Below are 13,057 nucleotides of genomic sequence, written 5' to 3' on the forward strand. Positions count from 1 at the left end.
ATGAAATATTTTTTCACAATATTTGTTTTGTTTTTTTTAGCGACCAACAGCTTTGCGGCAAATGAAGCGGATAACTCAATTGTGCAAGCGGGTAATAAACTCTTTTTATATGTGCCTGGCGAGGTTGAATTTGATGGCACGTTTGAAGTAGATAAAAAAGGCCAGATCAACATACCTGAAGTAGGGCAATTTAATGTTGCCAATAAAACAGTGGCGCAAATCGAACTTGAGTTAAAACCGGTTTTGGCTGAGTTGTTTGTTGCGATAGATGACTTTTATGTGGAGATCCGCAGCCGAGATATATTTATTAATGTGATGGGTTATGTCATTACGCCTTCCCAAGTCAGTATTCCTGATGATGGTAATATTCAAATGGTAATAGCTAAAGCGAATGGTTTAAAGCCTGGCGCTCAGCTCGATCGTTTGCAAATAAGACGAGGCGATGAGGTGATTGAGTTTAATTACAAAGCCTATTTAGATACAGGTAATATTAGCTTACTTCCAACCCTTAAAAGTGAAGATACGGTGTTTGTACCGGTATCTCCTTTACTTGGTAATGTACAAATAGACTTTGATGCACAAACACTTAGCGCAACGGGAGATGCCAGTGACAATAGCGCTATTACAATTTTGGGCGAAGTACATAATCCTGGTAGCTTTTCGTTTAAAGAAAATATGACCATCTTAGATGCATTAATGCGTGCCGAGGGAGTAACACGCTATGCTGATGTGACTAAAATTAGAGTCATTGTCGATAAGTCCCCAGTGATATTTGATTTAAAAGCATATTTAGATAAACCCACTGATAAGAATATGCCGCTTCTCAAAGCTGGTTCAACCATATATGTGCCAATAATGGTCGATGATGTAAACACCACTTCTCGGACTGTTTATATCATGGGGGAAGTGCAAAAGCCTGGAGCTTACGAGGCTGCAGATAGTACCAATTTTCTAGATATTTTAGCTAATGCAGGGGGGCCAACACGCTTTGCAGAAACGCGACAGATAAAAATATTAACCCCGCAAGGTGAAAGTATTTTATTTGATTTACAAGGTTACAGTGAAGGTAGCATTACGACAAAAGTACCTGATTTAAATCCTGGTGATGTTATTTTCGTGCCCGAAAAAACAGATGTAAACGAAAAAAGCTGGTTAAAAATTCCGACTAAACGTGCGATTAAAATTATTGGTGCCATTCAATCTCCCGGACGTTATGAATGGAGTGATGAAATGGATTTTACCGATTTATTAGCTCATGCGGGCGGGCCAACCAAAGGGGCCAATATTAATGATATTAAAATATTACGTAATGGTGATGTCACTCAGCGTTTCGACCTCGAAAAGTACACTATTACTGATGGAAAAACAGCGCTACCAAATTTGATCGCAGGCGATACAGTGATTGTAGAGGAGTTGCCAGTTGACCCTGGCGATAATAAATCACAATGGATACGCCAAGCGTCGAGTAAGTCTATTTATATTATGGGTCAAGTGGGCTCTCCTGGGCGCTACGCGTTTAATGATAATATGCATTTTATTGATATTTTAGCCGCTGCAGATGGCCCTAATGGCAATGCTGATATTCGCAACATAAGAGTAACGCACCGTAATGGTAATAGTGCCAAGGTTAGCAAGCTTGATTTAGCTCTGTATTTTGAAACCGGAGATGAAACTCTCTTTCCACATGTGTTGCCCGGAGACACTATTTTTATTCCTGAAAAAGATAAAGACTGGTTACGTACACCTAAAGAGAGAGTGGTTCGTATTATGGGGGCAGTGCAAAAGCCGGGTCGCTATAACTTTGATGACACTATGTCTATTTTAGATGTATTAGCTGAAGCGGGTGGGCCATCAAGTTCCGCACTCATTGATAAAATTGTTGTGGTTAATCATTCTTGTTGTAAAGAGCAGTCTCGAGTATTCAATCTTGAAGCATTTATAAAATCACCAAACTCGGCAAATATTCCGGTATTAAGGGCTGGCGATACTTTATATGTACCAGATAAGGGGCAAGATCTATTAAGTCAATTTAAAGATAATTTCTTAGATTTTATAACAATAATTGCTTTAGTGGTGAGTTTATGAAGTTAATTCCAGAGCAGTATCATGAGCTAGAAACGATTTGTAATACCCTCGTTGATAGTGATGCACGATGCGTTACATTTATTTCGCTGTATGGTGGCGAAGGTTCATCAACGGCGTGTAGCAGTGTTGCCCAGCGATTAGTTAGTCAACATAAGTCAGTATTGGTGATTGATCTTAACCCCATTAGTTCGTTTCGCTTAGATAAGCAGTTATCTAGCTTAACTAAGCTATGGCGATTTGATGATATTTCTTGCCAGTTAAGTGTATTACCTTATCAGGGGATAGATATTTTGAGCATACATAATTTAGAGTCCATTGATTCGGCTAAAAATAAACATGTACTCAATGAGGCTGTGATCCGTTTAAAACAAGAATATGATTATGTGTTACTTGATATGTCTCCTGCGTTAAAGCTCAATCGCAATAATATTCCGCTACACTCTTTAAGTTTATGTAGCGAACTGACTTTAGTAACAGTTGGTTTAGGTGTTAATGATGAAGAGTCTTTGTGTAACGGCGTTGCAGAGCTTAAACAAGCTGGCCATAGCAATATTAAATTATTAGTGAGCCAATATAGTTTTGCACCTTTGGGTGAACGAATGCTATTACTTTTACAAAGATATAGACCTCAATGGCCAAGAGTATGTACGTTTTTAACAAACAAAATCAACAGGCAAAAGTGGCTGTTTAAGCATTATTGAGGTCTTTATGGATATATTATTTGAACGACGCTTTGAATTGTTATGGCCAACGTTAACCGAGATACGCCAAGTGTTAAAACATGTGTTGGGTGCATTATCAGTAAAACGGGATGAAGCGGATGCTGCCGGTTTAGTTGCAACGGAGTACCTCACTAATTTGATTAGGCATAATCAGGGGGATGAGCACGTTATTATGTTGCGCATCAGCCAAACGAATACTGACACATATCATTTAACGTTTGTAGATGAATTGAAGCCTTATAATTTATTCAAAAAAAATGACTCATCTTGGACAATCGAATCGCATGAATTAGTTGAAGGTGGAATGGGGGTTGAGTTAATTCGTCATTACTTTGCAGATGCAACGTATGAAACAATAGCCTCTAAAAATTATTTTTCCTTTCCTTTGATTAACATAGATAAAAGGCCAAGTATTATTTATGTTGATGATGATGTTGTCCAGCTTGCATTAATGAGCGCCTATCTTCAAGACAAGTTTCAAGTGATCACCTGCGAAAATATTGAGGCGGGTTGGCAGGCTATTTTAACCTCTGATGCCAGTATTTTATTACTTGATCACCAACTAAAAAAAGGCACTTGTGAGCCATTATTAGAAAAACTAAATAAATCTAATCTCAAATCACAATTATCGGTAGTGATGTTAACCGGTGATGACAGCGAAGAAGTGATCAGTAAAATTAATCGCTTAGGAGTCGATGATTACTTAATTAAACCAGTGAAAAAAAATAAGCTTTTGCAAAGTATTGAAAGGGTAACGCACCGGTTCGCTTACTTATCGTATCAGAGCACATTTGGCTTAACACCATCAAAAGTGTTATTAGCTAATAATAAAACAGCGCATATTTTTGGTTCAATTGCGGTCGGTAACGGTGGTGACTTTTTTATGCCGATTAATGATGAAGGGACTGCTTTTATCCTCGGTGATATGATGGGGCACGGCTTGCAAGCACTTAAAGAAAGCTTTGCGATTAAAGGCTTTATCAGTGGCTTTTTAGCAACTGGATTGGCATATCAAGACATGCTGGTGGCGCTTAATAATGCGCTTTATAAGCAGCAACTATGCAAATCGAGTTTAGTTACACTGGTAATTTGTTTTTTAGAAAATAATAAATTGTATTGGCTTAATGCCGGACATCCACCGCCAGTTATTATTGATAAAGATGGAAAAATATCTCAATTAAAGGGAACCGGTCCATTGTTAGGCCTTTCTAATGATCATCAATACACCCTTTATGAAGCTGAATTAGAAAATATTGAACATATTTTACTTTATACGGATGGTTGGACCGATAATCGCTTTACTGACAAAGATGAAATGGCTGAGTTAAAAACAATAATCCCAACACAGAGCAACTCTGCTGAGGACTTTGCCCACTCATTATGGAAAAACTCGCAAGTGACACTCTCCAAAGAAATTGATGATGCATCACTAATAATAATTAATTGAATTTGATTTAATGAGGTAACTATAGTTAACTTAACATTCATAAGTTAATATTTTTTATCTAAATAATTCTTAGCGGGCTGCTAAAAGGAAAGGGATTATGCCACCAACAATACTCATTGTAGAAGACACCCAGTCGCTCGCTATGTTGTATCAATCTTATCTAGTTCCTACAGGTGTTAATACTCTGGTGGCAAATGATGGTGCAAGTGCTTTAGCGATTATTGATAAAATAAAGCCTGATCTAATCGTATTAGATGTCATGTTACCAGACATGAATGGTTTAGATATTTTAGCCAAGTTAGCTCCTGATAATTCTCCTCAGGTTGTTGTTTTAACTGGTCATGCGACAAAAGAAATGGCCATTCAAGCGATCAAGCTCGGTGCCAGTGACTTTTTAGAAAAGCCCGTTGAGGCAGAGCGCTTTCGTATTACAATAAACAATGCGCTAAAAATAAAAGACCTAAAACAAACCGTCACGAAATATAAAAATACCTACGAAAATGGTCGATATTTTGATTTGATTGGTAGTTCAAAGCAGATGCAATCTGTCTATCAAATAATTAGCTCGGCATCGGTAAGTAAAGCTACGGTGTTCATTACCGGTGAAAGTGGCACAGGAAAAGAGCTCTGTGCACGAGCGGTACATCAAGCATCGAATCGCGCTGATAAGCCTTTTGTTGCGTTAAATTGTGCTGCGATCCCTAAAGATTTAATTGAAAGTGAAATTTTTGGTCACTTAAAGGGCGCATTTACAGGAGCTATTGCGAATCGTCTCGGGGCTGCGGGTCAAGCTGATGGCGGTACCTTATTTTTAGATGAGCTATGCGAAATGGACGTCAACTTACAAAGTAAGCTGTTGCGTTTTATTCAAACCGGCACTTATCAGCAAGTAGGCAGTGAAAAAGTTGTTAAAGTTGATGTACGATTTGTGTGTGCAACCAACAGAGATCCACTTGTTGAGGTCGAAGCCGGACGGTTTCGAGAAGACTTATATTATAGATTGCATGTGATCCCTATTGAGTTGCCACCATTAAGGGAACGCAGTACAGACATTATTGAGATAGCAGAAGCTTTGTTTATCAAAATAGCTCGCGAAGAGCAACATCCGTACAAAGGCATTACAGAGGATGTAAAGCGCTTACTGGCTCAATATGATTGGCCTGGTAACGTGAGACAGTTAGAAAATGTGATCCGCAATATTTTAGTGCTCAATGCCCAAGAGTGGATTGATGTAAATATGTTGCCCAGCTTGCCACAAAGCTCTCAGAAAGAAATACCAAATTACAAGCCAAACGAAAGCTTTACTCATACTAAAATACAAGAATTTGAAGAGTTACCGCAAATTGAAAGTGATATAAAAGCACTTTGGTTAGCAGAAAAAGACTATATAGAACGTGTTATAAAAATATGTTCAACAAATATTCCCAAAGCAGCAGCATTACTTGAAGTTAGCCCTTCTACCCTTTATAGAAAAATTAAAAGCTGGGAAGAAAACTTATAAGCGTAAGCGTGATTTTGCGGTGTACGCATTTTGTAATAACAAAAATTGGTTTTTACCAGAAAACCTTTCTTTAAGCATGACGTAAGCGGCTTGTGCCATAGCGCTTTTTTGATCAGGAGACTGTATTAAAAGTGCGTTAATACAATTTTGACACTCTTGTGCGTCACCTGTTTTCATTAATAAGCCATTCGTATTATTTTTTATGATACTTGGGATGGCGCCAACAGGACTGCTAATTACGATTTTATGGTGCGCCATGCTCTCAAGTAATGTCATGGGTAAACCTTCCTCTCTTGAGCAGATAAGCAACACATCGATTTGATGCCAAATATCGTCGCGATTGGTTAAACCATGATAGTGTAAGTTTTCCAGTTGCGGGATGGTATTGCGCATCGGACCGTCGCCAAAAAGGTGAAACATCACATTGTTACTGTTTTGCATACTTTCGGCTAAGGTATAAAAAATATCAGGAGCTTTTTCATACGATAACCGGCCAACAAATCCAATTCTAAGAGGGGATGAGGAAAAGTTAACCGTAGGTGGTTCTTTGATATCAATAAAGTTTTCTAGTAATGTGGCATTCTTAATTGTTTTGCTGATTTGCTCTGAGACTGCAAAGTTGGTTGATAAACATGAAAGCCACAGGTCTAGTTTGTTATATAGCCACATTTTACCTGTCCCAGCATCACCTGCGTGGTAAGTGCTTATACAATGTTTATGAGTAAGTTTACAGGCTAAACGGCCTAAAATACCCGCTTTATAACCATGGGTATGAATAACTGTATTGTCATCGTAGCGGCGCAATTGCTTAATTAAACTCGAAGGTGTGCCTTGCAGAAAATCATAGCGTATGCTTTGCTTATCAAGTAACGTATAAAAATCATTATTGCCATGATTTTTATAAAATAAAACAGAGCAAGAAACGTTATTTTTACTGAGTAGTTTGTGTAGTTCCACGATGTGGGTTTCAATACCACCGATCATGGAAGAGTCAACAAACAAAATAATCTGGCAATTCATAACGAACCTCAAAAGAAAAATATGATAGATATATCTGTAATAGAACAGCTAAAATATGATGTTGGCGACAGCATGGCTATTGAGTTACTCAAAGTGTTTGTTGACGAGTCTAAAAAATTAGTAGAACAAATGCTTAACTCAACCAACACTAATGATATAGAGCTTCATGCACATAGCTTAAAAAGCAGTAGCTATAGCTTTGGTGCAATACATCTAGCACAAACATGTCAGCTGATTGAGCAAAAAGTTAAGACCAATGGCTTAAACCCAGAGGTTAGGACTTTGTTAAAATTAGCTGACTCGCAAAGTAAAAAAACTTTTCAACAAATTAATCAATTAGTTAATAACGCTTAAGCGTGTTTTTCTGCATTAAAAGAGCTTTTTAATAATTCTGAAAATACATTATTTAACTCATCGATATTATGTAAATGTTTACCCGTTTTATTGCATTTATTCCCGTGTTGCAAAATTTCCATAATCGCTGGAGGAGAAATACTTAAATCGTATATTTTAGCGCCGAGCTTTTTTTGTAACCAATCAATACCTGCACTATGAGTGTATTGCATTACACTGTTCTCTTGCGCTGTATTTTCAATAAATACACGACACGCAGAGGTTTTTTGAATAGCGAGTGCAATATCGTCGATTAAAAAAGCGGGCATAATACTGGTTATGATACTGCCAGGGCCAATAATCACTAAGTCAGCATTTAAAATAGCTTCAACAGCGCCTGGTGATGCAGGTACTTTTTTAGATAAATATACTTTCTCAGGTAGTAAATTTAAGGCATCTATCGCACACTCACCAAACACTTTTTCACCGTTATCAAGCTCAGCGACTAAGTCTGTTGGTATATCAGACATGGGTAAAACGGTTTCACAATTACCAAGTAGTTTATTAAAGCATGCAATAGCCTGAGTAGGAGAGGCCATAACTTGAGTCAAACCTAAAAGAGTTAAATTACCTAAGCTGTGACCTTCAATATCGCCGCTCGTAAATCTGTGTTCATACACAGAATGAGCAATTGAACCTTCACCCGCTAGTTGAACACAGCAACGGCGAATATCACCAAGGGCGATGCAATTTTGTGCTTCTCTAATCCTACCCGTCCTGCCGCCATTATCGGTGGTTGCAACGATTGCTGTTAAGTTATTACACAAAGGTTTTATTGCGCTTAAAACTTGTGCCAATCCGTGCCCACCGCCTATGCAAACTATTTTCATCGTTTTGCCTTGGTGTTTGTTATTTACATTAATTAAGCAGAAATCATTCCACTCTAGCAAAAAAAATAACTCAATGATTTATATTGAATTTTGTTCTATATTAAATAGTCATGTCATCGGCTTAAGTTTTTTTTGCAAAACGCGATGCATTTTAAGTGGGGAAACCGGTATGCAAAATAGTGATTTAATTACTGTTAGTGAATTACAAAGTCAGTTAGAGTCATTATCTCAATGTAATGATGAAATTGATATTTTAGCGACTATCTCCGCTTTTTTGCAGCCGTTGCTTCATTATCAAGATTGTATAATCCTACAAAAAATTGATAAGCATTATCAAACTATAGGCACTAGCAATATTGATTTTTATGATCAGAAATGGCCGCATTGCAGATTGTTTTTACAGGTATTAAAAAATAGCTATGCATTTTGTAACAATCCGTCAGAAGATCTCGAATTTAATTTTTTAGAGGGCAATGCCAAAACTGCACTTAAAGCGTCTTTATTGATAAGTGTTAGCACCTCCAATGAGCAAGGCATATTTATTTTTACTAATGTAGACATAAATGGGGTCAGTGACGTTGTAGGTTCAGATCTTATAAAGCTGTTTTTTCAACAGGCGTTCTATGCTTTTTTGAACTTAATGAAGTTACACGCTCAAACTCACCAATCTATTTTACTGCTTGATAAATTTTCTCAACTCTCTAGTTTATTTAAAGAGCTTGCTAGTGAGTGGTTTTGGCGCACAGATCTTAATATGACGTTTATTAGCGTTAATAATATTGAAAGCGAAAATAACACTTACGCTCAACTTTTTATTAATAAAAAAATTGATAATTTACTCACTATTAATGAGCGAAAAAACACACTGAAATGGCAGCAATTCTCAGCTTTACTTGCAGAGTATGACGATTTTAGTGGTTTTGAATTTGAAGTTTATGCAGTTAAGCCCCTTTGGGTATCTCTTAATGGCAAATCGCAGTTTGACGATCAGGGAAATTTTATTGGTTATTTAGGGATTGCCAAAGATATTACTTTTTCAAAAGAGCGAGAGGCCGCACTTGAAAGTGAAAAATTAAAAGCTGAAGAGGCCAGTCAAACCAAGTCAAAGTTTTTAACGATCATGTCACACGAGATCCGTACTCCAATGAATGCGATTATGGGGATGATAGAGTTATTACTGGATACTGAGCTCACTAAAGAACAACGACAGTGGCTGGACTATGCTAATTCAAGCGCTGATATTCTATATGGCCTAATCACTGATGTGCTTGATTTTTCAAAAATCGAATCAGGAACAATTTTATTGGTTAACAAACCTCTTAATGTAAAATTATTAATAGAAAATATAGTAGGGCAGTTACACATAATAGAAGACAGTGACGATATTATCTTCTCAGTATCAATAAGTGACGACATACCTACCTTAATAATGGGAGATGAGTTTAGATTAGGGCAAATACTCTTTAATATTATTGGAAATGCATTCAAATTTACGCGCTCTGGACGTATTTTACTATGCGTAAGTATTGTTGATGGAAAGCTTAACTTTACTGTCCAAGACTCTGGTGTTGGTATCGCAAAAAAAGATTTGGTTTTTATATTTCAGCCTTTCAGGCAAGTTAACGATGGCATTAACAGAAAGAATGAAGGAGTTGGTCTTGGGTTAAGTATTTCAAAAAACCTAATTGAGTTAATGGGGGGCTCAATTACTGTTGATACGCAACTTGGGCTTGGCAGTACTTTTACTATTTTAATTCCATTTGCAGAAGCACCTATTAGTGAAATGAAGCCTGAACTATCTGCAGAGCATCCTGTTTTATCGATCCTCGTTGCTGAAGACAACAAAACCAATCAGGTATTAATTAAAGCGTTCTTACAAAAATTAAATCATAAAGTGACAATAGCTAATGATGGCGCCGAAGCGATTGAATTTATGAAGCTCAAAAAGTTTGATTTAATTTTAATGGATATTATGATGCCAACGATGGATGGGTTAACTGCTACACAATACATACGTAATGAATTATTAAGCGATATTCCTATTTACGCACTCACCGCCAATGCCGCAACCGACGATAAAGCATCGTGCTTTAAAGTCGGCATAAATAAAGTACTGACCAAACCAATTAAGTTTGAGACTCTAAAAGCATCTTTAAACTCGCTGTAGTGCGCATAAATAACAACAGATTAAAAAAGGCCGTAATGAGTTTAAATTACGGCCTTTTTTAATTTTGTTATTCTATATTCTGGATCTGCTCACGCATTTGCTCTATCAATACTTTAAGCTCAACCGCAGCATTGGTGATGTCGCTATTGATTGATTTAGAGGCGAGGGTGTTGGCTTCGCGGTTAAACTCTTGCATCATAAAATCTAAACGACGACCACAAGCGCCACCTTTTTTAAGGATTTTTTTAGTTTCTTTGACATGAGATTTTAAACGGTCTAGTTCTTCAGCTACGTCTTGTTTTTGTGCAAGGTAGATGAGCTCTTGCTCAAGGCGAGCTTCGTCAATATTTGCAGTTAAATCTTCTAATTTTTGTGCTAATTTTTCACGCTGCCATTTGGCAATTTCTGGCATGTGAGTTTCAACAATCGCTACTTGCTCTAAAATAGCATCAAGGCGAGTGGCTATCATCTCTTCAAGATTAGCGCCTTCATCACCACGTGCAGATTTAAAATCTTCAATCACTTGATCAAAACCAGCAATGAGTGCGGTGTTAACGCTATCCATATCTAGCTCTTCAGCTTCCATAACACCAGGCCAACGTAAGATGTCGACAGGATTAATATCGCCATTACTTTGTTGTTGCACCCATTTGGCGCTATTGATCAGTTGTGCAGCCAACGCCTCATTAATTGAAAGTTCACCAACATGGGCTGGGTTTGCCACAAACTTTAAGAACACTTCAACCTTGCCGCGTTGTAAATGTTTACGTAGGCGCTCACGGATCACCGGCTCCATGCCACGAAATTGCTCAGGTGCGCGAATAAAGGTTTCAAGGTAGCGTTGGTTAACTGAACGAACTTCCCACGTGCCAGTGCCCCAATCGCCTTTTATTTCGCGACGCGCGTAAGCAGTCATACTGTGGATCATGGATGGTTTCCTAGTTTTATTAAACAATATTAAAAGTGATTATACCGTAACACTGGTTAAGCTCTAGCGGAAATTTTTGTTGCTGCGAATTTTACAATTTGCTTTTGTTTAAATCAGCATGGCATCTACAGCTATATATACATATAATGTGGGAAATTCTGAATTAAGGGGATCGTGAATGCGTCCAAGCGAAAGAACACCTAACCAAATTAGACCGGTTACATTTACACGTAATTACACTTTGCATGCTGAAGGCTCTGTGTTGGTTGAGTTTGGTAACACAAAAGTACTTTGTACAGCCACTGTTGAATCAGGTGTACCGCGTTTTATGAAAGGCCAAGGTAAAGGCTGGATCACAGCTGAGTACGGTATGTTACCGCGCTCTACCCATACCCGAAATGGCCGTGAAGCGGCGCGTGGCAAGCAAAGCGGTCGTACTATGGAAATTCAACGTTTAATTGCACGCGCACTTCGTGCCGCAGTTGATTTAAAAGCGTTAGGCGAAAATACCATTACTATTGATTGTGATGTTATTCAAGCTGATGGCGGAACTCGTACTGCATCAATCAGTGGTGCTTGTGTTGCTCTAGTCGATGCGTTAACACATATGCGTAGCAAGGGTATGATCAATTCAAATCCTCTTAAATTTATGATTGCAGCTATTTCGGTAGGTATTTATAAAGGCCAAGCTATTAGCGATTTAGAATATTTAGAAGATTCTGACGCTGAAACAGATATGAACGTAATTCTGACCGAAACAGGTAAAATTATTGAAGTGCAGGGTACAGCCGAGGGCGAACCTTTCTCGTTTGATGAGCTTGATGAATTACTCACTCTTGCGAAGCATTCAATCCGCGAAATCATTGACGTTCAGAAGCAAGCATTAGCTTAATAAGTAATAGGTTTATAGTAATGAAAGATTATCAAATAGAGTTTATTGAATTCGCCTTAGAAAAACAGGTGTTAAAGTTTGGTGAGTTTACTTTAAAGTCTGGCCGTACTAGCCCTTACTTCTTTAATGCGGGGTTGTTTAATACAGGTCGTGACCTTGCACGTCTTGGTCGTTTTTATGCTGCCGCCCTTGAAGATGCAGGCATTGAATATGATGTTTTATTCGGTCCTGCTTATAAAGGTATTCCAATTGCAACAACTACCGCAGTAGCACTTGCAGATCATCACAATAAAGATGTGCCTTATTGCTTTAACCGTAAAGAGAAGAAAGCACACGGTGAAGGCGGCACATTAGTCGGCTCTGAGCTAAAAGGCAAAATCATGTTAGTAGATGACGTGATCACTGCTGGCACAGCAATTCGTGAGTCTATGGAAATCATTGCACAAAACGGCGCGGACTTAAGTGGCGTACTAATAGCTCTTGATCGTCAAGAAAAAGGTAAAGCTGAGCTTTCTGCAATTCAAGAAGTAGAACGTGACTTTGCTACTAAAGTTGTTTCGATAGTAAAACTGGCCGATCTTATTAGTTATCTTGAAAGCAAAGGTACTATGAATGAGCACCTAGCATCTGTAAAAGCCTACCGAGAGCAATACGGTATTGCTTAACCTAAATTGTTTATTGAATTTAGCAAAAAAAGCCCGGTGAATTTCACTGGGCTTTTTTATGTTATGTCGCGTGATTGAGTTATTAAAACGTAAATTAAGTATAGATTTTGTGGTGTTTGGTATGAATCATAACCGAACAGCACTTTATTTCAAGTTTTCTTTAAAAAACGCTTGCGTAAAATTCGCCGCGCCCTATAATGCGACCCCACTGAGACGGCAGACAGCAACGCTTAGCGAGGCAAGAGTTAATCAGTCAGTCGAGTAAAACTTAAGTTTAGATTTTTAAGAAAGTTTAAAATTAAGTGTTGACAAAAAAATAGGAAAGCGTAATATGCGCAGCCCTAGCGAGATAAAGTTTAACTTTAACCGCAACGTTCTTTAACAATATAAAGCAATCATCTGTGTGG

Annotated in this window: 11 protein-coding genes; 8 read left to right on the forward strand and 3 right to left on the reverse strand. The window is 37.9% G+C overall.

Annotation, left to right across the window (positions count from 1 at the left end; all coding sequences use genetic code 11):
• From H5186_RS14720 to H5186_RS14735, 4 genes are all read left to right on the forward strand, one after another.
• Positions 1–2,085, forward strand: a complete 2,085-nt coding sequence (locus tag H5186_RS14720) for an SLBB domain-containing protein (protein ID WP_182718096.1) — start codon at positions 1–3, stop codon at positions 2,083–2,085.
• Positions 2,082–2,786 carry an AAA family ATPase gene (locus tag H5186_RS14725; protein ID WP_182732256.1) on the forward strand — a complete coding sequence of 235 codons (705 nt, stop codon included), beginning with the start codon at positions 2,082–2,084 and terminating at the stop codon, positions 2,784–2,786. Before H5186_RS14720 ends, H5186_RS14725 begins: the two co-directional genes overlap by 4 nt.
• Before the next feature lie 7 nt (positions 2,787–2,793).
• Positions 2,794–4,254, forward strand: coding sequence for a SpoIIE family protein phosphatase (locus tag H5186_RS14730; RefSeq protein ID WP_149980671.1), 1,461 nt, complete (start codon positions 2,794–2,796; stop codon positions 4,252–4,254).
• Between the two features lie 97 nt (positions 4,255–4,351).
• The gene (locus tag H5186_RS14735; protein WP_182739711.1) at positions 4,352–5,755 is read left to right on the forward strand and encodes a sigma-54 dependent transcriptional regulator; all 1,404 of its coding nucleotides are present in this window, start codon (positions 4,352–4,354) and stop codon (positions 5,753–5,755) included.
• On the opposite strand, the gene H5186_RS14740 is transcribed toward H5186_RS14735, so the two are convergent.
• On the reverse strand, positions 5,750–6,775 hold the full coding sequence (locus tag H5186_RS14740; RefSeq protein WP_182739712.1) for a glycosyltransferase family 4 protein: 1,026 nt from the start codon (positions 6,773–6,775) through the stop codon (positions 5,750–5,752). The genes H5186_RS14735 and H5186_RS14740 overlap by 6 nt on opposite strands.
• 21 nt (positions 6,776–6,796) lie before the next feature.
• Between H5186_RS14740 and H5186_RS14745 the strand changes: the two genes are divergently transcribed.
• The gene (locus H5186_RS14745) at positions 6,797–7,129 is read left to right on the forward strand and encodes an Hpt domain-containing protein (protein ID WP_149980674.1); all 333 of its coding nucleotides are present in this window, start codon (positions 6,797–6,799) and stop codon (positions 7,127–7,129) included.
• Here the strand turns inward: H5186_RS14745 and yvcK are convergent.
• A complete protein-coding gene (gene yvcK / locus H5186_RS14750; protein ID WP_182739713.1) occupies positions 7,126–7,998 on the reverse strand; it encodes a uridine diphosphate-N-acetylglucosamine-binding protein YvcK in 873 nt (290 codons plus the stop codon). The two genes, H5186_RS14745 and yvcK, sit on opposite strands and share 4 nt — an antisense overlap.
• A gap of 169 nt (positions 7,999–8,167) precedes the next feature.
• Between yvcK and H5186_RS14755 the strand changes: the two genes are divergently transcribed.
• The gene (locus H5186_RS14755; RefSeq protein WP_182718102.1) at positions 8,168–10,165 is read left to right on the forward strand and encodes a response regulator; all 1,998 of its coding nucleotides are present in this window, start codon (positions 8,168–8,170) and stop codon (positions 10,163–10,165) included.
• 67 nt (positions 10,166–10,232) lie between these two features.
• On the opposite strand, the gene H5186_RS14760 is transcribed toward H5186_RS14755, so the two are convergent.
• Positions 10,233–11,093 (reverse strand): YicC/YloC family endoribonuclease, encoded by an 861-nt coding sequence (locus H5186_RS14760; protein WP_145237110.1) that lies wholly within the window; start codon positions 11,091–11,093, stop codon positions 10,233–10,235.
• A 178-nt stretch (positions 11,094–11,271) separates the two neighbouring features.
• Between H5186_RS14760 and rph the strand changes: the two genes are divergently transcribed.
• Together rph and pyrE are read left to right on the forward strand one after the other, a co-directional pair.
• Entirely contained in the window at positions 11,272–11,985 is a 714-nt protein-coding gene (gene rph / locus H5186_RS14765) for a ribonuclease PH (protein ID WP_145237114.1), read from the forward strand.
• A gap of 20 nt (positions 11,986–12,005) precedes the next feature.
• Positions 12,006–12,650 (forward strand): orotate phosphoribosyltransferase, encoded by a 645-nt coding sequence (gene pyrE, locus H5186_RS14770; protein ID WP_182718103.1) that lies wholly within the window; start codon positions 12,006–12,008, stop codon positions 12,648–12,650.
• Positions 12,651–13,057: the final 407 nt, after the last annotated feature.

It is taken from the genome of Pseudoalteromonas sp. SG41-2, assembly GCF_014164535.1.
In the GTDB taxonomy this organism is placed as follows: domain Bacteria; phylum Pseudomonadota; class Gammaproteobacteria; order Enterobacterales; family Alteromonadaceae; genus Pseudoalteromonas; species Pseudoalteromonas rhizosphaerae.

Coding starts and splice junctions, on each gene's coding strand:
- H5186_RS14720 (WP_182718096.1), top strand. CDS start 1: ATGAAATATTTTTTCACAATATTTGTTTTGTTTTTTTTAGCGACCAAC.
- H5186_RS14725 (WP_182732256.1), top strand. CDS start 2,082: ATGAAGTTAATTCCAGAGCAGTATCATGAGCTAGAAACGATTTGTAAT.
- H5186_RS14735 (WP_182739711.1), top strand. CDS start 4,352: ATGCCACCAACAATACTCATTGTAGAAGACACCCAGTCGCTCGCTATG.
- H5186_RS14745 (WP_149980674.1), top strand. CDS start 6,797: ATGATAGATATATCTGTAATAGAACAGCTAAAATATGATGTTGGCGAC.
- pyrE (WP_182718103.1), top strand. CDS start 12,006: ATGAAAGATTATCAAATAGAGTTTATTGAATTCGCCTTAGAAAAACAG.
- rph (WP_145237114.1), top strand. CDS start 11,272: ATGCGTCCAAGCGAAAGAACACCTAACCAAATTAGACCGGTTACATTT.
- yvcK (WP_182739713.1), bottom strand. CDS start 7,998: ATGAAAATAGTTTGCATAGGCGGTGGGCACGGATTGGCACAAGTTTTA.
- H5186_RS14760 (WP_145237110.1), bottom strand. CDS start 11,093: ATGATCCACAGTATGACTGCTTACGCGCGTCGCGAAATAAAAGGCGAT.
- H5186_RS14730 (WP_149980671.1), top strand. CDS start 2,794: ATGGATATATTATTTGAACGACGCTTTGAATTGTTATGGCCAACGTTA.
- H5186_RS14755 (WP_182718102.1), top strand. CDS start 8,168: ATGCAAAATAGTGATTTAATTACTGTTAGTGAATTACAAAGTCAGTTA.
- H5186_RS14740 (WP_182739712.1), bottom strand. CDS start 6,775: ATGAATTGCCAGATTATTTTGTTTGTTGACTCTTCCATGATCGGTGGT.